The following is a 23,196-nucleotide window of genomic DNA, read 5'->3' as shown; positions in this document are numbered from 1 at the left end:
TAGAAGTACCTCCAAGTTTATTATTCTTTAACAGATCCGCTTGTCAGACCAGCGACGATACGACGCTGGAACAAGAGTACGAGAACAACGATCGGAATCGTGACGATAACGGTTGCGGCAGTGATATCTCCCCACGGAACGGTGTATTGACTTTGATAGAATGAGATACCGACTGGTATCGTGCGCCAGCGATCATCGGTGTTGATCGTCAAGGCAAATAGATATTCATTCCAGGCAGCGATAAAGACTAGAATCGCTGTCGTAAACACGCCTGGTGCTGCCAGCGGGAAGATGATTTTGCGGAATGTCTGGAACGGAGTCGCTCCATCCAGCTTCGCTGATTCTTCCAATGCCAGCGGAATCTTGATGAAAAATGTCGATAGAATCCAGATTGCCAGAGGCAAACTGATCGTAATGTACGGGATTACAAGACCAAGATAGCTGTTGCGCAAGCCTGCATCGGTGACAAAGTTGAAGATTGGTGATAGGACTGCGATTTGCGGAAACATGGATGCAGCAAGTACCAATCCTAGAATCAAACCTTTGAAACGGATTGGCAGCCGCGTGACCGCATAGGCTGTGAATGATGCGACAATGATGGAGATAATCGTGGTGAGAGTTGCAACAACAAAGCTATTCAGCATGTACATAAGCAACGGCCTTGTTTCCAGTGCCGATGCATAGTTATCCAATGTCATATTGCTTGAGAACCATTGGAAGGAGGAAAAAATCTCTCCCTGCGGTTTGATTGAGGTCAGGAACACCCAGATAAACGGGAACATGACCAGGAATACAAAGATAATCAAAAAAATGTAGAATCCGACTCCAGCACGTTTTACCATACTATTCTCCTCCTCCGTCCTATTGTTTTAGCCTTCCGCTGAACAATTCCGAGCCGATTAGCTTGATGAAGATCGTACTGAGCAATGCGACACTCAAGAATACGATTACACTCAAAGCAGAACCCGCCCCGAAATTCTGTTGTTCAAACAGCAGTTTGTAAGCATAGACGCTGATTGATTCCGTCGAGTTGGCTGGACCTCCACCAGTAAGGACGTAAATAAGGTCGAACACACGGAATGCGTCCAAAGCACGGAATAAGACTGCAACTAGGATTGCCGAACGAATCATCGGCAGAGTGATAGAGATAAACTGCTGGAATTTGTTTGCACCATCCACTTCCGCTGCTTCATACAGTGAGCGTGGAATGGTCTGCAAGCCAGCTAAAAGTAAAAGTGCCATATATGGTGTCGTTTTCCAAATATCAGCAAACATGATAGAGAACATACCGCCTGCTCCAGTGGAGAGCAGTGCACCAGGGTCATCGATGAGACCAAACTGAGCCATATAATGGGCCATGATGCCTGATTGACCATCAAACAGGAATGTCCACATCATTGCTGCTACCGCTGTCGGAATCGCCCATGGCACGAGTACAGCAGCTCGGACAAGCCCGCGACCAATAAAGACACGATTGATCAGTAAAGCAACGGCCAACCCAACGGCAAGTTCCACACCTACAGTAACGACGGTGAACAATAACGTATTCAGCATCGCCGTCCATGTCCGTCCATCACCAAGATAGGTTGTATAATTCTTTAGCCCGACAAAGTTCGGCTCCAGGATTGAACCTTGTGTATTCGACAGCTGAGATTCTAGATCCGTCAGCGGCTGGACAGCTTCTTCAGGCGCGCCTTCTCGTAAAGCCTGAACAGCGGCCGTTTGCTCATCTAAAGTGTTGGCAAATCCATCTGCCCATTCCTCTGGAACCTCTACCAGTCGGAGCTCCTCATCGTTCACTGGCTGGAAATTATCCAGCATAGTGTTGACTTCTTCATACCGGTCCGCAAGTCCTTCATCGGTATTCAATAATGTTTCATGCTGTTCATCCAATGCTGTTATGATGTCATCCAGTGTTCCGCCTGCATCAGGCATCGCATCTCTTACATCTTCCAATGTGTCGTATACCAGATACCGGTTATCAGCATATGTTTCGAGATTTATACTTAAAGATGAAATCCGCTCTGCTTTTGCCGGGTCATTCAAACGGTAATCAAACAAGCTGTTCCAGGCTGACAACATAATTGGCCAAATGATGATGACGGCAATAAGAATGATAGACGGTGCGACCATCGCGTAACCAAGCTGCCGTTCACTCAGCTGAAACCGTCTTTTTTTCGGTTGCTTCATACACTCAGCTCCTTTAATTGGTTACGGATTCCAACGCAGCTTGCATTTTTGTCTCCATACGTTCTACCGCTTCTTCAGCAGTTATATCTCCTGCCAATGCACGAGAAAGCTCGATTTGCATGATATCGGAGATCTCCGGATAAATTGGCGTAATCGGGCGCGGTATCGCATTTTGCAGAGAATCATAGAAATCCTCGCTTGCAAGCACGGTACTAACATCCGTAATCTCTTTATCGTCATATAAAGCTTCCAACGTCGGAGCCTTACCGCCTTCAAGAGCGCTGATCTTCTGCCCTTCTTCTCCGCTCATCCACTTCACGAAAGTCCAGGATGCTTCCACTTCATCGGAGTAGCGGTTGATCATCCGCATCCATCCTCCTAGTGATGATGCTGCTCCTTCACTTCCGGCCGGAAGTGTGGCAATGCCAACATTACCTGCTACTTTGGATATCTCCGGATCATTCGCTGTATCATTCAAATATGGCCAGTTTCTTGCATATACGGCATTTCCCTCATTAAAGGAGGACTCTGTGTCGATTTCCTGGAAGTTAAGTATGTTGTTTGGTACAAAATCGCTATTCGTTATGTCAATCATCTTCTGCAAGCCTTCTATGGCTTCCGGGCTGTTAATAACAACGTTCCCATTAGCGTCCAATACCTGCCCGCCGTAGGAGTAAATATACTCGATGGCATTGGTTACGATGCCCTCATATTGGGCTGCTTGCATAAGATAACCGAATTTGGAGCCTTCCTTACCCATGTTTTCTTGAGCCAATTGTTCCAGCTCATCCCATGTTTCAGGCACCTGATCAGTTATATCAGTCCGATAATAAAGCAATCCTGCATCGGCATAGCCAGGCATAGCATACTGTCTACCGTTATAACGGCCAGCCTCTACCGTAGCCGGGAAGTAAGCGTCCATATCCACTTGATCCCGCTCAATCAATCGGTCGAGCGGCAGCACATAGTTTGCCTGACCAAACTCTGCAGACCAAACAATGTCTGCATCGAATACATCTATTTCCTCACTTCTGCCGCTGAACATCGTCACATATTGATTATGTGATTCCCCTGTATCAGATGGCATTTCCCGAACCTCCACATCAATTTCAGGATGCTCCTTTTCGAATGCTTCGACTAGTACATCCGTGGCACCAGTCGTATCTGTCCCCCTCGCGTATGTAATCTGAACTTTGTCATCACTCGCACCATCTCCGCTCGTCACGGCTGAGCAGCCTGCCAGCCCAAGACCGGCAAATAAGGCAACCATCAGAAAGCTTCGCTTCATCACAGCTCCTCCTCGCATTTTGGTAAACGCTTTCTTTAGTGCGGTTATCTCATTCCCTCCTTTTTACTATATTAAGCCTATCCCCCAAATTTTGTCTTTTCTGCAGAAGTTATAAAAAGTTTATCATAATATTGCAAACGCTTTCAATAACATTGTATATACAAGTTTCGCCAAAGAAAAAAACACGCCTGTCTTAGGCGTGCTCCGTTCCGCTTATTCATATAGTATGCAATAGCATATCAAGCAAATCATAATTCGGCTGTTTATCAGTCTTTTCATCGAGCATCGTACGCAAATCTTTCTCAATTAGCTGATTGGCTTTGATTCCGATTGCATAACCAGACTGCCCTTCCATCAGCATATTAACGGCTTTAACGCCCATCTTGTTAGCTAAAATCCGATCAAATGCGGAAGGCTCGCCACCGCGCTGGATAAATCCGAGAACTGTCGTACGTACTTCGATATTCATTTGTTCTTCGATAAATTGCTGCAGCTCATCTAAATCATACATCCGTTCTGTGACAACGATGATATTATCATTCCGGCCTTTGGAAATTTTGTCTTGAAGTTTTTCACAAATTTGCTCGAAACTCAGTTTAAGCTCCGGCGTAGAAATGATATCCCCTTCTCCTGCAACTGCAGTGAACAAGGCTAGATCACCACAATGTCTGCCCATCACTTCCACGATGGTTGTTTTGTTATGTGATAATCCAGTATCCTTGATTCGTCCGATGGAGCTGAGCACTGTATTCAATGTCGTATCAAAGCCTATAGAATAGTCGGTGTAATCAAGATCATTGTCAATCGTTCCCGGAATGCCGATGACTCGGATACCCAATTCGTGCAGCTTTTGTGCACCTTGAAGTGAACCTTCCCCACCGATGACGATAACATCAGCAATACCATAGTTGCGAAGTACTTCCACTGCCTGTTTTCTGCCAGACTCATCCATGAAAGCAAGCGAGCGTGACGTTTTCAAGATAGTTCCGCCTTTATTAGCGATCGTCTCTACATCAGGTGTACGAATAATGGATAATTTATCCTCAATTAGCCCCTGGTAACCGCCTTCCACACCATAAACTTCAATATCATGATAGTTTGCCGCCTTGACAATAGCCCGTATGGCCGCATTCATGCCCGGTGAATCTCCACCACTTGTGATAACAGCTACTTTATGTAACATCGGTTCACCTCTCCACCATATATGTCTTATTTTCATTATACAACAGAATTGGCAGGAAACAGAACAAAGACAGGCATAACGCCTGCCCAAGTCATACAGAAATGACGAGTTTCCCGATCATGTTGCCGTCTTCCAATCGCTTATGCGCTTTTTGCACATTCTCGACGGTAAGACCTTCGAGCTCCTCCGCTTTCGTCGTGCGAATGCGCTCGTCCTCGATCAGCTCTGCTACTTTGGACAGGATCTCGCCTTGCTTATATCTGCTAGGTGTCTGATGGAGCGTACGTGTAAACATATACTCCCAGACAAGTGTCAGGCTCTTGGAAGTCAGATCAGTCAGTTTGATATCTTCAACTGGGCCTGTGATGGCACAAATGATACCTTCTGGTTTCACGACTTCAATAATATCATCCCATGCCTTGTCCAGCTGATGCATACAGAAAACATAGTCGACACTGTCTATTCCCAATTTTTCTAGCTGAGGATGAAACGGTTCATGATGATTGATCACCCGCTCCGTGCCGTGCTGCTTGGCCCACGTGATCGTCTCTTCCCGGGAAGCAGTTCCGACTACATTCAGGCCATACAATTGCGCAAACTGAGAAGCAATCGAACCAACACCTCCTGCTGCGTTAACCAGCAGAATTGTCTTGTCTTTATTCGCTTCCTCGTCTAGCGGGATATGCATTTTCTCAAACATAGCTTCCCATGCAGTCAATGCGGTCAACGGCAAGGCTGCTGCTTCAGCAAAACTAAGATTTGCCGGTTTTTTGGCGATAACTTTATAATCAACAAGCTGGAATTCACTATTGGATCCCTGACGGGCAACGGATCCAGCATAATAAACTTCGTCTCCCGGCTGGAATCCCTCTACATTCTCACCGACTTCCTCGATGATTCCTGCTGCATCGAAACCGAGAATGCGGAAATTACCATCGTCCTCTTTCAGCTTGCGCTGTTTTGTATCAACTGGATTGACACTGACAGCTTTCACTTTGACAAGCACATCCTCGCCTGCTGCAGTTGGCTTATCCACCTGTTCTTCTATAAAGCTGTCTGCCTGATCCACGGATGTATGTTTGTATATCCCGATTGCACGCATCTATTTCTCCTCCTCTATTTTTGTATCTGTTTATGTAAAAGCCGTCGATCTTAGACGGCTTTATACTCACTTCTTCGCAAGGCGCAGTATCGGTTCCAAGGCTTCTGACTTTCCGTAGTGCGGAACGACAGCTGATGGTGCTGCTGCCCACTCGCAAGCATTTCGGATAACAGTCTGCACATTCTTATCATAGTAAGTCGGGTATGTCTCATGACCGGGTCGGAAATAGAAGATTTTCCCTTTTCCTCGATTATACGTGCAGCCGCTGCGGAAAACTTCGCCGCCTTCAAACCAGCTGATGAACAGCGTATGGTCTGGTTCTGGTATATCGAAGTGCTCGCCGTACATTTCTTCTTCCGGAAGCTCGAAATACTCACCTAGTCCTCTCGTGATCGGATGACTTGGCTGAACCACCCAAAGTCGTTCTTTCTCGCCATCCTGTCTCCATTTCAGGTCACATGTTGTGCCCATCAAGTTACGAAATATTTTGGAGAAATGGCCGGAATGAAGGACAATCAGTCCCATACCTGCCAGAACACGCTGTTTCACTCGCTCAATTGCATAGTCATTCACTTCATCATGCGCCTTATGTGCCCACCAGATTAGGACATCCGTTTGTTCCAGCGTCTCTTGGTCCAATCCCTGCTCCGAATCATCAAGTGTCCTTGTTTGTACGGTAAATCCAGAGTCCTCCAGGAATTCGGCAATTGCTCCATGAATGCCTCGGGGATAGATGCTTCTCACCTGGTCGTTTTCCTTCTCATGACGGTATTCGTTCCAAATGGTAACGCGCATAAGATACTCCTTCATGTTTTTTTATCCTATTCCCCATGTTAAGTAGCTACCCGGTTCCCTATTAGATTATGCAGTGAATTTTATTTTACTAATTACATTAGCCCTTTTCTTTTCATCTCCTGCCCAGAGAAAAAGATCCTGCAAAAAAATGCAGGATCTTTTTCTCACCCGAGGAGCACAGCACCATAAACCAAAGCCCCAAGGATAACGAAGGCAGGATGCACCTTCCACCTCTCCATGAGCAAATAGCTTAGCACAACCAGTATGATTGTATGTATCCATCCAGCACTTTCGTAGGAAGTATGGAAGAAACTGATTGCCATACCTGCCAGCAGCACAGCGATAGTCGGCCGAATATAAGCTGTCATTCTTTTCACCCGAGGCGAATCCTTAAACTTCGCTAAAATACTTAATAATCCAATCATTAAGATGAGTGAAGGAGCTACTGTAGCGAACAAACCGATTGCCGCCCCAAGCACCCCAGCTTGCTGAAAACCAATCACACCTGCCAGCTTCGTCGCAATCGGACCGGGAAGGGCATTTGCCAGTGCCAGCATCTGGCTGTAATCAGCTGTTGTCATCCAGCCATATCTGTCCACAACTTCATTTTCGATAAGCGGAATAGTTGCTGGACCTCCGCCATATCCGACAATTCCAGGAATGAAGAAGGCGAGGAATATCTGCCAATAAATCATGCTCCATCTTCCTCCTTCCGTTTCTCCGGTTTTACAATTGCAAACAGAAGAAGCGCCAGGATAAGGAATGCTGGATGGAGATGAAGCAGTTCAATCAGCACAACAGATGCAGCTAACAAAGCAACAATCTGCCAGCTACTCAACCCATTACGGGACTTTTTAAGAAAATCCAGTGTCATCACTGCCAGCATGACCCCAACAACGGGTATGACAGCTGTTGTCATTCCGCTGAGCCAAGGCTGATCACTCAAAGCTTCAACAAAATAAAATAAAATGATGAGTAAAATGACTGTCGGGATGACGGTAGCAATCAATGCGCTGATCATACCGATCCAGCCGCCGACCCGATAGCCGATATAGCCTGCTAATTTGGTTGCAATCGGACCGGGCAAACTGTTGCCAAGTGCCAGCGTATTACCGAATTCCTCGTCATCCATCCACTTATACTGTTTGACGACTTCCTTTTCTACAAGCGGGATTGATGCAGGTCCCCCGCCGTATCCGAGGATGCCGACACGGAAAAATGCCATAAATAATTGCCAGTAGATCATGTTGTTCAACCTTTCTAATACGAAGCGATACTGCCGTCTGCTCGCGCTTCTGTTCCTCCATATAATGTTCCGTTCTCCTGGTCGCGCCAAATGACTTGTCCGCGCCCGAATGTGGATCTGTCCGCTTTCACCTCGATATCATGTCCTTTACGTATCAGTGCCTCCGCGATATGTTTCGGGAAATCTGCTTCTACGTGGAATGTTTTACCTTTGATCCACTGCCAGCGCGGGGCGTCCAGAGCTGTTTGCGGGTTAAGCCCGAAATCAAGCATATTCATAACCACCTGGGCATGTCCCTGTGGCTGCATGAATCCGCCCATTACACCGAATGGTCCAATAGCCTGATTATCTTTCGTCAAAAAGCCTGGGATGATCGTGTGGAAAGACTTCTTTCCGCCTTGTAAACTGTTAGCATGCTCTAGATCAAGACTGAAATTATGTCCGCGGTTTTGCAGCGCAATACCTGTTCCTGGTACGACCAGCCCGGAACCGAAGCCATGGTAGTTGCTCTGAATGAAGGAAACCATATTTCCATCGCTATCTGCCGTTGCTAAATATACCGTTCCGCCTGCTTTCGGTTCGCCTGCCTCTGGTTCTTGTGCTGTCTCCCCAATTAGGGCCCGTCTTTTGGCCGCATAAGCATCTGACAGCAATTCTTCCACAGTGACAGGCATATGCTGCTCTTCAGTTATGTATGCATGTCCATCGGCGAACGCAAGCTTCATTGCTTCCATTTGCTTATGATATGTATCAATTGATTCTTTTTCTTGGAAAGAGAAGCCTTTTAATATATTCAAAGCAGAAAGAGCAACCAACCCTTGGCCGTTCGGCGGAATTTCCCATACATCATAGCCACGGTAATTAACAGAAATCGGCTCCACCCATTCCGGCTCGTAAGCTGCCAAATCCTCTTTTGTCAGGAAGCCGCCATTATCAGCAGAAAATTCCGTCATTTTAGTAGCTAGTTCTCCTTCATAAAAAGCAGTAGCATCTGTTCGAGCTATTTGCCGGAGCGTTTCGGCATGATCAGGTGATCGCCATATGTCCCCTATTTTTGGATACTCTCCATTTGGAGCAAATGTATCGAACCAGCCAGTGTACATCGGTTCTGTACATGAAGTACTGAACTTCTTATATGCACGTTCCCACAGCTTAGCAACTGTCGGAGTCACTGCAAACCCGTTTTCAGCATAGTAAATTGCTGGCTGAAGTACTTCTATCAATGGAAGCTTACCGAAGCGCTTGCTAAGGGCAGCCCATCCTCCTGGTGCACCTGGTACCGTCACCGGCAGAAAGCCGTGCAATGGCATCTCTTCATGTCCAAGTTCTCTCACTTTATCAATGCTGATTGATTGCGGTGCTGGGCCGCTGGCATTCAAACCATATAGCTTGTCCTTGATCCAAACAAGCGCGAAAGCATCACCGCCGATTCCATTCGAAGTCGGCTCCACAACTGTCAGCATCGCTGCAGTTGCAATCGCGGCATCAACTGCATTGCCGCCTTTTTTCAGCATATCCAGTCCTGCTTGTGCAGCAAGCGGCTGTGATGTGGCTACCATCCCCTGTCTTGCAATGGTCGTCATTCGCTGAGAATGATATGGGTAATACAAATGATCTGTCTTCATTCTGTCTCCCCCTTATGTAAGAAGCCCGGAATACCGGGCTTATGACCATCCTAGCAGATGGTGGATCGCTTTTGCTACCCCATCAGCTTCATTCGTATCAGTTTGATAGTCGGCAACTTCCTTGACTGCATCCTGGGCATTGCCCATCGCTACGCCGCATCCGACAGCTTCGATCATCTTAATGTCATTCAGGCTATCACCCATGGCAATTACCTGCTCCATTTTGATACCAAGTCTGTCACAGACCTTTTGCACCGCTACTGCTTTGTTGATTCCTACTGCATTGACCTCGATATTTGTTGGACTGGAATTGGAAAGCTCCAGTTCATTTTTATGGGAAAGTGCTTTGACGATCGCATCCCGCTTTTCATCATCGAATGTATCAAAGCCGAATTTCAGCCAGTCGTATTCCTCCATATTTGCAGGGAAATTACCGCGGAACACATGCTCTGTGCTAACCGCCCAATAATGCGTGTCATACTCATCTGCAAGGCGTTTCATTTTTTTAATCAAATCATCCTCGATCAATACACGATCGAGCAGTTCGCCATCTGCAGTCCAAATTTCACTTCCGTTTACTGTCACCAGAAAAGATTGCAGCTCAAGATCATCCGCATAAGGCTTACATGTCCGAATACCTCGACCTGTGCTGAGGATGACATGCACACCTTCCTCCTGCGCCCGTTGTATCGCCTGACTATTCGCATCCGATACCTCTTCGCGCGGGTTGAGCATTGTTCCATCCATATCAAGTGCGATCAGTTTGTAATCCTTTCGTTTTACGTTCTCAGCCATCCAATCTCCCCTTTATGTAAATGCTTAGTCCATGTCCATTATAGTATAGTCGTCTTTATTTTTCCTTTCAGACCTATTCCAGTTGGCCAAGAGAGCTGGCAGTACTCGCCAATCCGAGAAACTCGGTACTCCTTCCAGCTTTCCACCGAAAAATACCGGCTGCAGGCCAGCATTTCTGCTTCCAGCCACATCAACCTCTGCATGATCTCCAACAAATACAGCTTCTGAAGCTACTGCCTCCACCTCTAGCAGCGCCATTTCAAATATTGCTGGATCCGGTTTTCGTAAGCCGACTGCTTCGGAAATGATCAAGCTTTGGCAATGCCAGTACAAGCCAAGTTGTTCGATCACCTGCTGCTGAAGCAGGGCTGGTCCATTTGTGACAATGCCCAATGTATAGGACATACTGAGTTCCTGCAAAGTCTCAAGCGCTTCCGGAAATGCAACCGCAAACTGCGCAACCTTTTCAAAATAATCAGCAGTCAAAACAGGCTCCATGCTCGTATCCAAGGAAAAGCGGCTTAATAACCCATGATAGACAACCGGTTTCTCCACATAACCATTTTGATCTAATTCCAGAAATGTTGCTGTAAAATCTGATTCACTAACTCCTGTTAGCTTAGATTGAAATCGTTGGAATTGATCAGCCAAAAACCGTTGTAATGTAGTATGCCTGTCGTGAATTGTTCCATCCAAATCGAAAAGAATTGCTTTCATTCTGTCTCTCCGTTTCTCTTTTTCTCCATCATACGCCTTTTACAAAAGAATTCAACGGTCTTGATACAGTGTAAAGGTCAACCCTGATTCCGATAATCCCATAAAATACGCCATTCTCCCTTTTCCTTTGTTACGTAGACATACTGCACAAAGGAAAAGCGTCCGTACTTCCCTTGATAATTCTGTTTGACTGTATAGGAATAGACGTCTTTATAGGTCTGTCCATTTGGTCCTGCTCGCCACTTCTTCTGCTTTTCTCCCTTTTCTATTTCAAATGAAAAAGAGTCTGCACCAAAATGCCCCATAAATACGTGAGAACGATCCGTCACATAATCCTTAAGAGGAAATCTAGCCTGCAAATCCTTATGCAGCAAACCCCAGGAGGTAGCAAATTCGCCCTTCTGTTCTAAAGTATAAAAATCTTCCACTGTCTTTTTAGACTGATTGGGAGAAGCACTTTTCAACAAGAGGGCAAACAGACAAAGCAACAGCATAATAAGCAAACATATAGCCATCAGTTGCTTACGTTTAATTCTCCGATAATGATGCATAAACCAAGCCCCCTTCAGGACTAGCTTATTCACCACCGACTAAAGGTAGTATGAAAAAATGAATGCGATAAAAGCGCTAGTCAAATAAAAATCCAAACTCACGCAAATTCTTAAGTAGAAATTCGCATGAGTTTGGATTTTATTGTTTTTTCAAAAAAGTCTTGTTGGTCTTAACTTTGTTCTAATATGTCCAAGCTTATTGCTTTTGCATCTGACCGTACGATACATTGGTAGCATAAAACCCGCTGCCTTTACCGGTATACAGCGATAACTCCTCTTCTTCCTCCTCCGTCGACTCCCCTCGGATACTAAGGAAATAGAGGATACTCACATCCATCTCTTTATCCTCTGCATCGCCTTCAGGGTCCGCTTGATGATCACGAAGTTCATCAGCATCTGCCTCCATACCCCATTTAATCTGGTTATATAAGTTTTCAAATGTCCTTTCTGCGTCTGGAGTGATATTCTCCGCCATATACTCTTGTTTCACCTGCTCTAGATTATGCGTACGGATATATTCGATAAACTCTTTTCCATCACCATATTGAAAGAATTCTCCCCATATAGTTGGTGTCTGCTCTCCTAATTGGAACAGCATCAAGTATTTGATCTCGAAACGTTCTCTTTCCTCAGCATGCCGCTCACCGCGCTCAGAAGCATCTTCGGTAATTTCTCCTTCAAAAACATCCAAACAAAACTTCTTGTATTCGTCTTCAAATTGACGCATTACTTCCCATAGACGATGGATTTCCTTATCAAATAATTCCTTGCTGCGAAAAATGGATGCAAGCATAAAGAAGCGGAATAATCCCCGGAAATGCATGTTGATTTTTTTCTGACTCCAATCGTAATGCTCTTTACGAAAAGCATCGTTAATCTTATCTAAATAGTCAAAATCCAATGCTTTTTTCAGTCTGTCGAAATGCTCCTCATCCACTATTCCTGTCGGACGTAGTCTTAACGTATCATACTGCAGTTTCAACTGCTCACGGTGCCGATCGGAATTCTGCATCGGGCGTTTACGCGCTCCCGTGTTGTAGAATACAGCTATCCCGACAAGTATAATGACAACTGCTATCCCTATAATCGTAACAATCCCATCCATCTCTTTTCCTCCTTCCCATAACAAAATAGAGCTGACTCACCCGTCAGCTCTATTATAATTCCTTTAGCTTTGCAAAACACGCAGCAGCTCTTGATTGAATTTTTCTTTTTCATCGAACATAAGTCCATGGCCGCTATTTTCAAAAGGAATAATTGTCGAATTGACGATACCGCCAGTCATTTCAGCAGTGAAATCAAACGGACAAATCTCATCCTTTTGACCGTGGAAGATATATGTCGGTGTGCTGATATGCACCAGTTCAGCACGAAGATCTTCATCGCGAAGAGCTTCCATCGCCTGAATTGTTCCATGTCCGCTAGCTTCTAAGCCTAGATGGAAGAACCATTCCTTAAAAGGCTCAGAATGATCTTGAGCGAAGAACATATCACCGAAGTCTTGCAGCGTATTTGGACGATCCGCCCGTATTTGCACAATCATATCATCTGCTTCTTCCTTCTTCATACCAAATGGATAAGCATCACGCTGCGTGAACACCGGAGCTGCTGCTGCTAGGAGAAGCAGCTTGTTCACTTTAGCAAGACCATATTTATTCATATAACGAATGGCAATCGGACCACCCATCGAAAAGCCAGCTAAAACGAAATTATCAATTCCCAGATGCTCGACAACAGCATGTACTGCTTCTGCCTGCGCATCATAGGTGTAGCTGTCCCATGGCTTATCCGATTTACCGAATCCGAGCAAATCTATACCGATGAAGCGGTAGCCTTGCTTCGGAAGCTCATTCATTTGATATTCGAACATCTTATGGTTTACCGGCCATCCGTGTATAAATACGACAGGAGTACCTGTACCGATATCTTCCGCAAATACGTTATATCCTGATTCTGTCTTAATGACATGCCCCATTATTATCGCCCCTTGCGGTTATAGTCTCGTTCTCTTGGTTCTTTCTTTTCTCTTGTTCTCAATTCTCGGAATAAGAAAAATGCCCCTACTACACCTGAAAGAATAGTGAGCAGAAGAAATAGCGTATTGGTTGTAAATGCAAAGATTAGTAGGAAGACAAGCGCTAGGATGAAAAATCCAAAATAGCCTGCTATCTTCATACGCCTCACCCCTTTCAATTATGTTCTTGCTTTAATATACCCGTTCGCTACCAGCTTTAAGCAAAAGAAAAAGTGCCTTGGTCAAACAAAAATCCTAACAATGCAAATTTCTAAGTGAATTTGCATTGTTAGGATTGCGAGTAAGAATCCCGCTCCGGCAGAATACTTCGCTTTCCACGGGCACAGCCTCAGCCTCCTCGCGGAAAACATCGCTGCGGGGTCTTCGACTAGTGCTTTTCCCGCAGGAGTCTTCGCATTCTGCCTGCGCTGTTTAAGTCTACTTTATGAAAAAGACGTTGGTTACCACTAACTAGCAGAGAGTTACACGAAAACTCCTCAAAAATATAAAGTAGTTTTTTTCGTGCGATGCTTTGCTACCGTAGCATTCCTTATCCTGCGGGAGGAAGGCTTAGGTGAGACCCCGGAGTGCGTCAGCACAAGGTGGGGCACCAGTCGCCATAGTAAGCGCTGTGTATTCCCGGAAAGGCTATTCAAACTTTCAATCTGATAATATTGCTTGTCTTTAAGCACGTAATATCGGGTTATGCCCAGCCTTAATGTGTGTGCAAAACAGTGCCTTCTGGTCCGATCAAAGTGACCTCCAGTTCTATTTCCCGGTTGATGTCATCTTCTAGATCATGTGCTTCCACAACATCAGCTGCTTCTCCTTTCACTTCTTCCCAAACAGTCAGCATATGATGATCGACTTCCTCTCCCTCGTTCTGGATGCGCAAACTGATGATGCCTTCCGGCTCAAAACCAACTCCCAGTACTTCATACGTATCATAAACAGCCAACTCCTCGACTGCTGTATTGTTCACTTCCTCCAATGCGTGTCGGATCATCTCTTCGTGGACATCATTATACGGAACAGGGTGGGTGGATCGGTCGGTGAAGAAAAAGAGCAGGCCAGCTATCACCATTGTCCCAGCCAAAACAAGACGCAATCCAAGGCTTCGTTTCATCTGCATACCTCCATTCCTAGCTACTATATGCAGCATAGTATGGAAACTTGTCCACAAAAAAAAGAGCACGCCTCGCGGCGCACTCCTGTTACTTATTTATCTTCTTCTCTTCGTTTCCGTTTGAATGGCCACCAGTTCAGCTCACCTAGAGTCGTAGCAACTGCTGGGATAAGCAGCGGCAGAATCACGAGTCCATACAATAACAGACCGATGATGATTACTGTTGCGACTTCCAGAAGCGTTAACACACCTGATGGCATCATGGCAGCAAATGTACCTGCCAAAATGATGGATGCGGTAATGATAACACCGCCCATTTTCTTCATGGAGTGAACCATGCCCACCTGCAGATCATCACGTGCTTCTTCGGTGAATCGATCAAGCAGGAAGATCGAGTAATCGACTCCGAGAGATATCAGGATTACAAAGCTGAAGAATGGGACAGCCCAACTTACACCTGCATAGTCCAACCCGTTGACAAAGATTAATTCTGTGATGGAGATAGCAGTATAGTACGTAAGCAGCAAGGAGCCTATCATGTAAGCCGGAATGACCATAGAACGGAACAGTAAAGTCAAGATAATGAATAATCCTACCATCATGATGACCATCGTCCGGGAAAGATCTGATGTAGATAAATCTTCCAAATCGGCGTTGGTGCTTGTTACTCCTCCATAAACGATTTCCGCATTTTCATAAGGAGTATCCTTCACTTCTGCATCGATACGGTCCTTAATAGTTTGCAGTGTTTGAATCGCTTCCTCAGAATATGGATCAGCGCCTAATACGACATCAAGCGTTACGCCCTCTCCATCACGGAAGGCATACGTATCGATACTTTCCTGGAAGTCACCCTCCAAGGCGTCCTCCGGAATATACATACCAGTTTCACGGACTGTCTCGCTGTCGCTAATATCACGCAGCGTATCAGATGCAGTTGTCAGTCCATCTGATACTTGTGTAAGTCCTTCGTTTGCCGAACCCACGCCATCTGCAAGCTGCTGCAGTGTTTCGGTGAGTGTGCCAACCTGCTCCTGCTGTCCTTGCAATTGCGTATCAGCCTGTTCCAGACCTGATTGAATCTGCGTGAGTTGCTCGCTGATTCCAGCCAGCTGAGCAGATGCTTGCTGGACGTTACCAGTTTGCTGCAATTGGCCAGTTACTTGCTGCAACGCAGTATTGACTTGACCAAGACCTTCTGTCGCATCAGATAATCCGCCACCGCTTGATGAACCAGCACCGCCTGCCTGACCAGATATTTGGTTCAGTCCATCTTGTACTTGCGTCAGACCATCCTGCACTTCTCCAATTCCATCAACTGCATCATTCATGCCATCCGCAATTTGACCCGTTTGGGAATCTACATACAAGTCATCAATTTTCTCACCCGTAGGCTGTGTTGCTGTCCGGACTTTTTCCACACCATCAATCTTGCTGATCGCATCACTCAAGTTATCAAGATATGGCAGTGTGTTTGCTGTTGTCAGATTTTCGTCGTCATTGATGACAACCTGTATCGGCATCGCTTCGCCTTTTCCGATAGCGTCTCCGATTGCGTTAAGCCCTTTGATTGAATTATAATCACTGCTGATTTCTTCCGTTGAGTTGAAGGATACTTGTTCATCGTACGTAAGCACAAACGGCACTGTTATAGCCGCTGTGATTGCCAGGAACAGCACCGGTCTTGCTACCGAATGGCGTCCAAGGAAATGCCATAGCTTATTATCTCCATGAGAGGCAGCTTTTTTCGAAGGCCAAAATAGTTTCTCGCCCAGCGTTACCATAAACAATGGCAATACCGTAACAAGGACAATTAACAATACCGCAACCCCTACTGCCACACCCACTGCAGATTGGAAGATAGCAAACTTCGCGAAGAAGATAGATGCAAATCCTACAAATACCGCAATGGCACTAATGAATAACGTACGTCCGGCTGTCCGATAAGCCGTAACAGTAGCTTCGACTTTATCATGACCATTAGCCAGCTCCTCTCGGAAACGGCTAAGCAGCAGAATACAATAGTCTGTTCCTATACCAAATAGAATCGCCACCAGGAATGTCTGGGTAAACGTTGAAATCGGAAAGTCCAAAGTGTCTACTAAGATAGCTAGAATTCCCTGACTGATCAAGTATGTAATACCTACTGTGATCAAAGGAACGAACGGTGTCACGATGGAACGGAAAACAATCAAAAGCAATGCTACAATAATGAATACTGTAATCAACTCGGTCTTCTTCAATCCATCTTCTGATGTATTGGCGAAATCCTGATTAATCAATGATGCACCTGTCACATATGCTGTTTCATCGTCAGGTACAGCATCATAGATATCCTCGGAGATTCTCTCAGCTTCTTCATCTGATCCGTCAACCGTAACCGGCATCATGACTGTCTTTTTATCCTCTGACATCATTTGATCCTGTATTTCTTGATTATCCGTCAGCGGTGTTGTAATTTCACTGACACCGTCGATTTGTTCGACTTTATCGATGACTCCCTGAATCATGTCTTCACTGTCTTGATTCAAAGCCTCGTCAAGCTCGAATACAACACTAAGTGAATTACTATTCTCCCCGGCATCTTCTAAAATCTCGCTAGCGCGGATGGATACAGCATCTTCTGGAAGCTGTGTCTGCCCCTTATCTGATGCAAGCTGGGTCAGATTCGGTGAAAAAATCGTCAATCCAACCGCGATCAAGATAACTGCAATCGCGATGACCCATTTGAAACGAATGATTGTCCTCAATTTTCTCTCTCCCCTTTTTTAAGCTGTTCTTTTACATCTGTAAAAATGCGGATGAATGCTTCTACGTCTTCATCCTTAATATGCTCGAAAAGCCCGCAGAATCTATCATAAATAGCTTCCTCAGCTTGTTTCAGAATCTCTTCCCCATCCTCTGTAATTTGCACAAGCTTCGTCCGCTTATCCCCTTCTGAATCAACCCATTCCACCCAGCCCTTTTCATGCAGCTTTTTCAGCCGATTAGAAATCGCACTCTTATGTACTTGCTGCACGATAGCCAAATGGCCAGGTGAGGACGCTCCATACAAGCTCAAAATTTTTATCAATCCGACTTGCTGCGGTGATACCTCTTTGAACACGTCATACGCGGAGCCTTTCTTATGGAACAATTCGGTTGCCATGAATGACACCTCATTGAAGAGATCAATTGCTTCTTTCAATTTATTCACATTAGTTTACCCCCTATACCAATTCAGTTTATACCCTAAACTATATGCAGTCAAACCTTTTGCCTACTGAATAGATAAAAATATTGTTTAACCGAAAAAGCATGACTATAAGAATGAGTAATTATTTGGAGCATATGAATTAACCCCATAATCAGCCAAAATATAGGCTCATGAACCCGAAAGAATATATTCCCATTACGGCACGATTACAAATGTACGTGTATAGCACTGGACTTTTCCTAGTTATACCCTTTTCTTAGTGTATTAGGCGTGAAAACCTCCATGGAAGAAACAAACAGATTCGTCTATTCCCTTCCTTCTCTTGTTTCCGTAGCATTAGACAAGGACAACAGACGCCGCCACGTCTGACAGATTTAAAAGAGGAGTGGAATACTATTGGCTAAGCTTACCCGCTTTCCGATCATCGGATTTATTACTGTATTACTTGTTGGACTTATCGCATCTCCATTCCAAGCTTTTGCAGAAGAGACAGATAAGCCTTGGATGAATGAAGATCTGTCCCCTAAAAAACGGACAAACCTCCTGCTTGATGCTATGTCATTGGAGGACAAGATCGATCTGATAACAGGAAATTTGAATAACTATTATGGATATTACAATGAAGGAATGGAGAAATACGGAATTCCTGAATTAAAAATGGCAGACGGCCCGGCTGGGGTCAGAATTGCTAACCCAGATATACAGAACAAACAATCAACTGCAATGCCGGCTCCGATTGCCCTTGCAGCTTCATGGGATACAGATGCAGCAGCTGCATACGGAGATGTGCTCGGTAACGAAGCTTTCAATACGACACATAATGTGCTGCTCGGACCTGGCCTTGATATCGCGCGGAACGCATTCGGTTCCCGTAACTTCGAATCTTTAGGGGAAGATCCAGTACTGCAATCCCGCATGGCTACTTCATACATAAATGGTGTTCAAGACAATCATGTTATGACAACTGCCAAACACTACCTGCTGAATAACCAGGAAACATTGCGTTTCACAAATGATTCGCAGGCAAGTGAACGTGCAATCAATGAGATTTATGCACGCCCATTCCAAGCAGCGATAGAAGATGCTGATCTTAGCAGTATCATGTGCTCCTTTAATAAAGTGAACACAGAATATGCTTGTGATAGCAAAACATTACTAACTGATCTTCTTCGTGATCAGCTAGACTTCGAAGGTTTTGTTATGAGTGATTATGGTGCTAATATCAGTACGGCAAACTCCATCAATTCCGGTCTTGATCTAGAAACTCCAGGAGAACCAGATGGTAAATGGGGCGATAATCTGCTCCAAGCTGTCAAAGACGGTCAAGTGAGCGAAGAAACAATCAATCAGAGCACATACCGACTGCTTTACCAAATGTTCGATAAAGGCTTGATTGATCATCCGACACAGAATGAACAGATCGACACAGCAGCCCATGGACAAACAGCTCGTGAAATAGCTGCCGAAAGCATGGTATTGCTGAAAAACAAAAAAGATGTTCTGCCAATCCAGGACAATACTGATTCCATTGCTGTAATCGGACCTGATGCAGATAATGCATCCGCAGCTGGCGGCGGAAGCTCGCTCGTGAATCCTACGTATACTGTAAGTCCGCTAGAAGGTATCAAAAACCAAGCTGGGAAAAATACCGAAGTCAGCTATACAGCTGGAACGGATCCAATCAGTGCAGGCGATGTGATGCCTGGACCTGACGCTGTTCCTTCTTCCCTGCTGCACACTGCAAAAGATGCATCTGAGAATGGATTAAAAGCAGAATACTGGACGAATAAGAACTTTGAAGGAAATCCATCACACGAACGTACAGACAGACAAGTTAACATGAACCTTGGATTCTATAACTATGAAGGCTTTAACTCTCAGTCACCTAAACTGGACAAACTGCCAACAGACTTGAATGGCATGATGTCCGCTCGCTGGACTGGTGTTATTGAAGCCCCAAAGAATGGAACATATAATCTATCCACTACTAGCTTCGGTACAAGTAAACTTTATTTGGATGGCAAGCTGATTGTCGATAATGAAGGAAAAGAACTTGGAACAAAATCCGTTGAAGTAGAATTGAAAAAAGGCGAGCAGCATAATATCAAAATCGAATATCAAACAGATTATAAAACTGGAGATGGCCGTGATTATGGCGGTCAAGTGAGATTCGGTTGGGAACCTGCAAAAGGTGCTGTCGACGAACAGATCAAAGAAGCTGTCAAAGCTGCCAAGAAAGCAGATAAAGCTGTCATTGTAACACGTACGTATGATAGCGAAGGGTATACAGATCGTTCCGACATGGCACTGCCAAACAACCAGCAGCAGCTGATTGAAGAAGTGTCAAAAGTAAATGAAAACACAATTGTCGTGAATGAGAGCGGAATCGCAATTGAAATGGGAGACTGGCAGGACGATGTCAAAGCTATCGTTCAAGCTTGGTATCCTGGTCAAGAGCAAGGAAATGCCATTGCGGATGTCCTCTTTGGAGACGTCAACCCATCTGGTAAGCTTCCAGTTACATTCCCTGTCGATGAAGACAAGACGCCAACTAGCAGCGAAGACCAATTCCCTGGTACGAATGGCGTAAACAACTACTCAGAAGGTGTATTCGTTGGCTATCGCGGCTATGACAAACAAAACTTAGAAGTAGCTTATCCATTCGGATATGGTCTTTCTTATACCGACTTCAAATATCGCAATCTGCATACAAAAGTGAAGCATAAGAAAGATGATACTAGCATTGAAGTAAAACTTAACCTTCGTAACACCGGAGATACAAAAGGCGCAGAAGTCGTCCAGGTATATGCAGGTGAACTACCTACAAACGATGTAGAAACACCTGAAAAGCAGTTAGCCGGCTTTGAAAAAGTTGAGCTGAAAGCTGGTAAACAGAAGTCTGTTAAGATTAAGCTTGATCCGAAAGCATTCTCTTATTATGATGAAACGAAAAATGAATGGGTTATGCCTTCTGGCGAAGTGCCTGTCTATGTGGGCAGCTCTTCTGAAGATGTTAGATTAAAAGGTACAGTAACCTTGCCATAACAAAAAGAAAACATCCTGCAGATACCCTGCAGGATGTTTTTGTAAGGAGATAATGATGAAAAGACTCGTTTTCCTTCTGTTAATCATCCTATGCTTTTTCCTCCTGCTGGATAGGTTTAAAGAACCTCCTCCCCTAGCAAACAGCTGGCTGACAACCGGAGATGAACAGCACCTTCTCGAGAAACAGCCTGCTAAACTATTCCAGGATGAAAAGCAGGATGTACCAACCATTTATATAGATCAGCACAAAACGTATCAGCAAATGGAAGGCTTCGGAGCAGCAGTGACTGGATCAAGCGCCTATCTGCTCGAACATAAATTGACGACCAAAGAACGTGATATGCTATTACAAGATTTGTTCACCGACTCCGGTATTCATTTATCCTACTTGCGCCACACAATCGGAGCATCAGATTACAGTGTAGATGATACAGGGAATCCTTCTTCCTACACGTATGCAGATCAACAAGGGCCTGCTGAAGATCCGCTGCAGCATTTCTCCACTGCACCAGATCAAACTGTGATGAACATGCTGAAACTAGCAAAGATAAGCAACCCCGAGCTGCGATTGATGGGCACACCATGGACTGCACCACCATGGCTGAAATACGGAGAGCACACATTTAATGGCTCCTATTTGAATTATACAGAGCAACGCACCTATGAGATTTACGCCGATTATTTTATACGGTATTTGAAGGCTTACCAGGCGGAAGGATTAGCTATCGATCTGCTATCTGTGCAAAACGAGCCGCAGTTTGAAACAGCAGCCTATCCGAGTATGTCTATGGGCGCAGCAGAGCAGCAATACTTTATCCAGAATTTTTTAGGGCCAGCAATTAAGGATGCTGGTTTGGATACAGCTATTCTTGCGTATGACCATAATTGGGAAAACAGCAAAGACTACGCGGAGACAGTGCTAAATGGGGCATTAGATTATACAGCAGGAACTGCTTATCATTGTTATGCAGGCAATCCTGGGGATACTGAAGAAATACATCTGCTTCATCCCGATAAGGGCATTTACTTCACAGAGTGCAGCGGCGGGGCATGGAGTGAGGATTTCGGAGATAACTTAAGCTGGCTGATGGATCAGGTAATCATCGGTACAACCCGGAATTGGGCAAAAACGGTGCTTTTATGGAACTTGGCACTGGATGAGACAGGCGGACCAACAAATGGAGGCTGTACGAATTGCCGAGGCGTCGTCACAATCGACAGCCAAACGAGCAGCATCAAGAAAAACGTTGAATATTATGCTCTTGGCCATATTAGCAAGTTTGTCCAGCCAGGGGCAGTTCGTATCTCAAGTACCGAGCTGCCGCATCTCTCAACTGCCGCTTTTTGGGATCAAAAAGAAGAGAAAATCATCATGCTCGCAGCAAATACAAGCGATAGTACGCAAACGTTCCAGATGGCAGAGGAGAACCAGTATCTCCAATACACACTCGCCCCTCAATCTGCGATCACCTTCGTTTGGGATAAATAACGATGATAATGTTCAGCATAAAAAAGGGCGGCTCGCATCATGCGGCCGCCCTTTTCATATTTCCGCTGGAGTTCCTTGATGGAATAACATCCGCCAGCCGCCCGGCTGATAACGCCAAATGGAGCTTCGCAGCTGTTCTTTTCCTGAGGCTGTATCACAAGTCCGAAATGTAGCGAGAACTGTGTCCTCAGATAGAATACGCACATCAAAATCCCTGATATCCAAATCGACTGAATCCAATCCATTTGTGACAATATCGACTTTACTGAATGATTGACCGGATGATCCATGCTCCAAAAAGTCTTCTGTCAGTAAATTGCCGACAGCGTCTGTCGATAGTCTCGTGTCATCTTCCAGCAGGGACCTTTCTAATTGCAGAATTGTCTCTTTCACTTGCAGCTGTTCATCCATCTCGACTCGCCTCGCTTTTTTCTTAATTATATCCTTACGTCCATTCTATGAAAAGGGTTTCAAAATACAACAAAAAAGACTTGCCGACCGCATTTGTATACAATTGTGAAAACTGGTAAAGTATTTTAAAGATGAGGTGACAAAATGGAATTCAAAAGAACCCCGCTCGTTGCGGCACTATTGAGCTTTCTATTTGCTGGCTTGGGTCAGTTTTATAATCAACAGAATCTGAAAGGGACAATCTTCGTCCTGATCAATCTGATCAACTTGTTCCTGATGTGGTTTGTTGTCGGTCTGTTCACGTTTTTCATTTTCTGGATCTATAATATCTATGACGCCTATAAAATGGCAAAACGTGCGAATATGAAGCTTGCCCGTCAGAGCGGTAAAGTCGAGCCTTCCACGAACTAAAAACAGCTGCCC

Annotated in this window: 22 protein-coding genes; 3 read left to right on the top strand and 19 right to left on the bottom strand. The window is 45.0% G+C overall.

The annotated features are described in order from the left end of the window. Positions 1-20: 20 nt before the first annotated feature. From CHH58_RS10840 to CHH58_RS10755, 18 genes are all read right to left on the bottom strand, one after another. A complete protein-coding gene (locus CHH58_RS10840; protein ID WP_095224178.1) occupies positions 21-842 on the bottom strand; it encodes a carbohydrate ABC transporter permease in 822 nt (273 codons plus the stop codon). Positions 843-861: 19 nt separating this feature from the next. Next, positions 862-2,190, bottom strand: coding sequence for a carbohydrate ABC transporter permease (locus CHH58_RS10835; protein ID WP_095229095.1), 1,329 nt, complete (start codon positions 2,188-2,190; stop codon positions 862-864). Between the two features lie 13 nt (positions 2,191-2,203). Continuing rightward, positions 2,204-3,478: an ABC transporter substrate-binding protein gene (locus tag CHH58_RS10830; protein ID WP_249275103.1), complete on the bottom strand. Its 1,275-nt coding sequence runs from the start codon at positions 3,476-3,478 to the stop codon at positions 2,204-2,206. A gap of 217 nt (positions 3,479-3,695) precedes the next feature. Next, entirely contained in the window at positions 3,696-4,661 is a 966-nt protein-coding gene (gene pfkA / locus CHH58_RS10825) for a 6-phosphofructokinase (RefSeq protein ID WP_095229091.1), read from the bottom strand. A gap of 91 nt (positions 4,662-4,752) precedes the next feature. Continuing rightward, on the bottom strand, positions 4,753-5,763 hold the full coding sequence (locus tag CHH58_RS10820) for a zinc-binding alcohol dehydrogenase family protein (RefSeq protein ID WP_095229089.1): 1,011 nt from the start codon (positions 5,761-5,763) through the stop codon (positions 4,753-4,755). Positions 5,764-5,829: 66 nt separating this feature from the next. Continuing rightward, positions 5,830-6,558, bottom strand: coding sequence for a ThuA domain-containing protein (locus CHH58_RS10815; protein WP_095229087.1), 729 nt, complete (start codon positions 6,556-6,558; stop codon positions 5,830-5,832). A gap of 164 nt (positions 6,559-6,722) precedes the next feature. After that, a complete protein-coding gene (locus CHH58_RS10810) occupies positions 6,723-7,253 on the bottom strand; it encodes a chromate transporter (RefSeq protein ID WP_095229085.1) in 531 nt (176 codons plus the stop codon). Continuing rightward, positions 7,250-7,804, bottom strand: a complete 555-nt coding sequence (locus tag CHH58_RS10805; protein ID WP_095262510.1) for a chromate transporter — start codon at positions 7,802-7,804, stop codon at positions 7,250-7,252. The genes CHH58_RS10810 and CHH58_RS10805 overlap by 4 nt, the downstream gene beginning before the upstream one ends. A gap of 14 nt (positions 7,805-7,818) precedes the next feature. Beyond that, the gene (ggt, locus tag CHH58_RS10800) at positions 7,819-9,429 is read right to left on the bottom strand and encodes a gamma-glutamyltransferase (RefSeq protein ID WP_095262509.1); all 1,611 of its coding nucleotides are present in this window, start codon (positions 9,427-9,429) and stop codon (positions 7,819-7,821) included. A 39-nt stretch (positions 9,430-9,468) separates the two neighbouring features. Then, a complete protein-coding gene (locus CHH58_RS10795) occupies positions 9,469-10,224 on the bottom strand; it encodes a Cof-type HAD-IIB family hydrolase (protein ID WP_095262508.1) in 756 nt (251 codons plus the stop codon). Between the two features lie 24 nt (positions 10,225-10,248). Then, the gene (locus CHH58_RS10790; protein WP_095262507.1) at positions 10,249-10,941 is read right to left on the bottom strand and encodes an HAD family hydrolase; all 693 of its coding nucleotides are present in this window, start codon (positions 10,939-10,941) and stop codon (positions 10,249-10,251) included. Positions 10,942-11,018: 77 nt separating this feature from the next. Beyond that, positions 11,019-11,492 carry a hypothetical protein gene (locus tag CHH58_RS10785; RefSeq protein WP_095232361.1) on the bottom strand — a complete coding sequence of 158 codons (474 nt, stop codon included), beginning with the start codon at positions 11,490-11,492 and terminating at the stop codon, positions 11,019-11,021. Positions 11,493-11,688: 196 nt separating this feature from the next. Beyond that, complete coding sequence (locus CHH58_RS10780) at positions 11,689-12,597, bottom strand: hypothetical protein (protein ID WP_095232360.1); 909 nt, start codon at positions 12,595-12,597, stop codon at positions 11,689-11,691. Between the two features lie 63 nt (positions 12,598-12,660). Next, positions 12,661-13,467: an alpha/beta fold hydrolase gene (locus CHH58_RS10775; protein ID WP_095229071.1), complete on the bottom strand. Its 807-nt coding sequence runs from the start codon at positions 13,465-13,467 to the stop codon at positions 12,661-12,663. Positions 13,468-13,469: 2 nt separating this feature from the next. Then, on the bottom strand, positions 13,470-13,667 hold the full coding sequence (locus CHH58_RS10770) for a hypothetical protein (RefSeq protein WP_095224191.1): 198 nt from the start codon (positions 13,665-13,667) through the stop codon (positions 13,470-13,472). 554 nt (positions 13,668-14,221) lie between these two features. After that, positions 14,222-14,632, bottom strand: a complete 411-nt coding sequence (locus tag CHH58_RS10765) for a hypothetical protein (protein WP_095232359.1) — start codon at positions 14,630-14,632, stop codon at positions 14,222-14,224. A 92-nt stretch (positions 14,633-14,724) separates the two neighbouring features. Beyond that, positions 14,725-17,382: an MMPL family transporter gene (locus tag CHH58_RS10760; protein ID WP_095262506.1), complete on the bottom strand. Its 2,658-nt coding sequence runs from the start codon at positions 17,380-17,382 to the stop codon at positions 14,725-14,727. Next, positions 17,379-17,828: a MarR family winged helix-turn-helix transcriptional regulator gene (locus CHH58_RS10755; protein WP_249275101.1), complete on the bottom strand. Its 450-nt coding sequence runs from the start codon at positions 17,826-17,828 to the stop codon at positions 17,379-17,381. Before CHH58_RS10755 ends, CHH58_RS10760 begins: the two co-directional genes overlap by 4 nt. 396 nt (positions 17,829-18,224) lie before the next feature. On the opposite strand from CHH58_RS10755, the gene CHH58_RS10750 reads away from it, so the two are divergent. Together CHH58_RS10750 and CHH58_RS10745 are read left to right on the top strand one after the other, a co-directional pair. Then, positions 18,225-20,873 carry a beta-glucosidase gene (locus CHH58_RS10750; protein ID WP_249275100.1) on the top strand — a complete coding sequence of 883 codons (2,649 nt, stop codon included), beginning with the start codon at positions 18,225-18,227 and terminating at the stop codon, positions 20,871-20,873. A gap of 52 nt (positions 20,874-20,925) precedes the next feature. Continuing rightward, entirely contained in the window at positions 20,926-22,362 is a 1,437-nt protein-coding gene (locus CHH58_RS10745; protein WP_095262505.1) for a glycoside hydrolase family 30 protein, read from the top strand. A 54-nt stretch (positions 22,363-22,416) separates the two neighbouring features. Here CHH58_RS10745 and CHH58_RS10740 read toward each other — a convergent pair whose 3' ends face one another. Further along, positions 22,417-22,773 carry a DUF4440 domain-containing protein gene (locus tag CHH58_RS10740; protein ID WP_095229059.1) on the bottom strand — a complete coding sequence of 119 codons (357 nt, stop codon included), beginning with the start codon at positions 22,771-22,773 and terminating at the stop codon, positions 22,417-22,419. A gap of 144 nt (positions 22,774-22,917) precedes the next feature. Between CHH58_RS10740 and CHH58_RS10735 the strand changes: the two genes are divergently transcribed. Next, positions 22,918-23,184, top strand: coding sequence for a hypothetical protein (locus CHH58_RS10735; RefSeq protein ID WP_095229058.1), 267 nt, complete (start codon positions 22,918-22,920; stop codon positions 23,182-23,184). Positions 23,185-23,196: the final 12 nt, after the last annotated feature.

The organism is Terribacillus saccharophilus, assembly GCF_002272745.1.
In the GTDB taxonomy this organism is placed as follows: Bacteria; Bacillota; Bacilli; order Bacillales; family Amphibacillaceae; genus Terribacillus; species Terribacillus saccharophilus_B.
This window is presented reverse-complemented; position numbering and strand designations above follow the sequence as displayed.

Bases quoted from the DNA above. Each gene is read 5' to 3' on its own strand.
- CHH58_RS10840 (WP_095224178.1), bottom strand. From the start codon at position 842: ATGGTAAAACGTGCTGGAGTCGGATTCTACATTTTTTTGATTATCTTT.
- CHH58_RS10835 (WP_095229095.1), bottom strand. From the start codon at position 2,190: ATGAAGCAACCGAAAAAAAGACGGTTTCAGCTGAGTGAACGGCAGCTT.
- CHH58_RS10830 (WP_249275103.1), bottom strand. From the start codon at position 3,478: ATGAAGCGAAGCTTTCTGATGGTTGCCTTATTTGCCGGTCTTGGGCTG.
- pfkA (WP_095229091.1), bottom strand. From the start codon at position 4,661: ATGTTACATAAAGTAGCTGTTATCACAAGTGGTGGAGATTCACCGGGC.
- CHH58_RS10820 (WP_095229089.1), bottom strand. From the start codon at position 5,763: ATGCGTGCAATCGGGATATACAAACATACATCCGTGGATCAGGCAGAC.
- CHH58_RS10815 (WP_095229087.1), bottom strand. From the start codon at position 6,558: ATGCGCGTTACCATTTGGAACGAATACCGTCATGAGAAGGAAAACGAC.
- CHH58_RS10810 (WP_095229085.1), bottom strand. From the start codon at position 7,253: ATGATTTATTGGCAGATATTCCTCGCCTTCTTCATTCCTGGAATTGTC.
- CHH58_RS10805 (WP_095262510.1), bottom strand. From the start codon at position 7,804: ATGATCTACTGGCAATTATTTATGGCATTTTTCCGTGTCGGCATCCTC.
- ggt (WP_095262509.1), bottom strand. From the start codon at position 9,429: ATGAAGACAGATCATTTGTATTACCCATATCATTCTCAGCGAATGACG.
- CHH58_RS10795 (WP_095262508.1), bottom strand. From the start codon at position 10,224: ATGGCTGAGAACGTAAAACGAAAGGATTACAAACTGATCGCACTTGAT.
- CHH58_RS10790 (WP_095262507.1), bottom strand. From the start codon at position 10,941: ATGAAAGCAATTCTTTTCGATTTGGATGGAACAATTCACGACAGGCAT.
- CHH58_RS10785 (WP_095232361.1), bottom strand. From the start codon at position 11,492: ATGCATCATTATCGGAGAATTAAACGTAAGCAACTGATGGCTATATGT.
- CHH58_RS10780 (WP_095232360.1), bottom strand. From the start codon at position 12,597: ATGGATGGGATTGTTACGATTATAGGGATAGCAGTTGTCATTATACTT.
- CHH58_RS10775 (WP_095229071.1), bottom strand. From the start codon at position 13,467: ATGGGGCATGTCATTAAGACAGAATCAGGATATAACGTATTTGCGGAA.
- CHH58_RS10770 (WP_095224191.1), bottom strand. From the start codon at position 13,667: ATGAAGATAGCAGGCTATTTTGGATTTTTCATCCTAGCGCTTGTCTTC.
- CHH58_RS10765 (WP_095232359.1), bottom strand. From the start codon at position 14,632: ATGAAACGAAGCCTTGGATTGCGTCTTGTTTTGGCTGGGACAATGGTG.
- CHH58_RS10745 (WP_095262505.1), top strand. From the start codon at position 20,926: ATGATGAAAAGACTCGTTTTCCTTCTGTTAATCATCCTATGCTTTTTC.
- CHH58_RS10740 (WP_095229059.1), bottom strand. From the start codon at position 22,773: ATGGATGAACAGCTGCAAGTGAAAGAGACAATTCTGCAATTAGAAAGG.
- CHH58_RS10735 (WP_095229058.1), top strand. From the start codon at position 22,918: ATGGAATTCAAAAGAACCCCGCTCGTTGCGGCACTATTGAGCTTTCTA.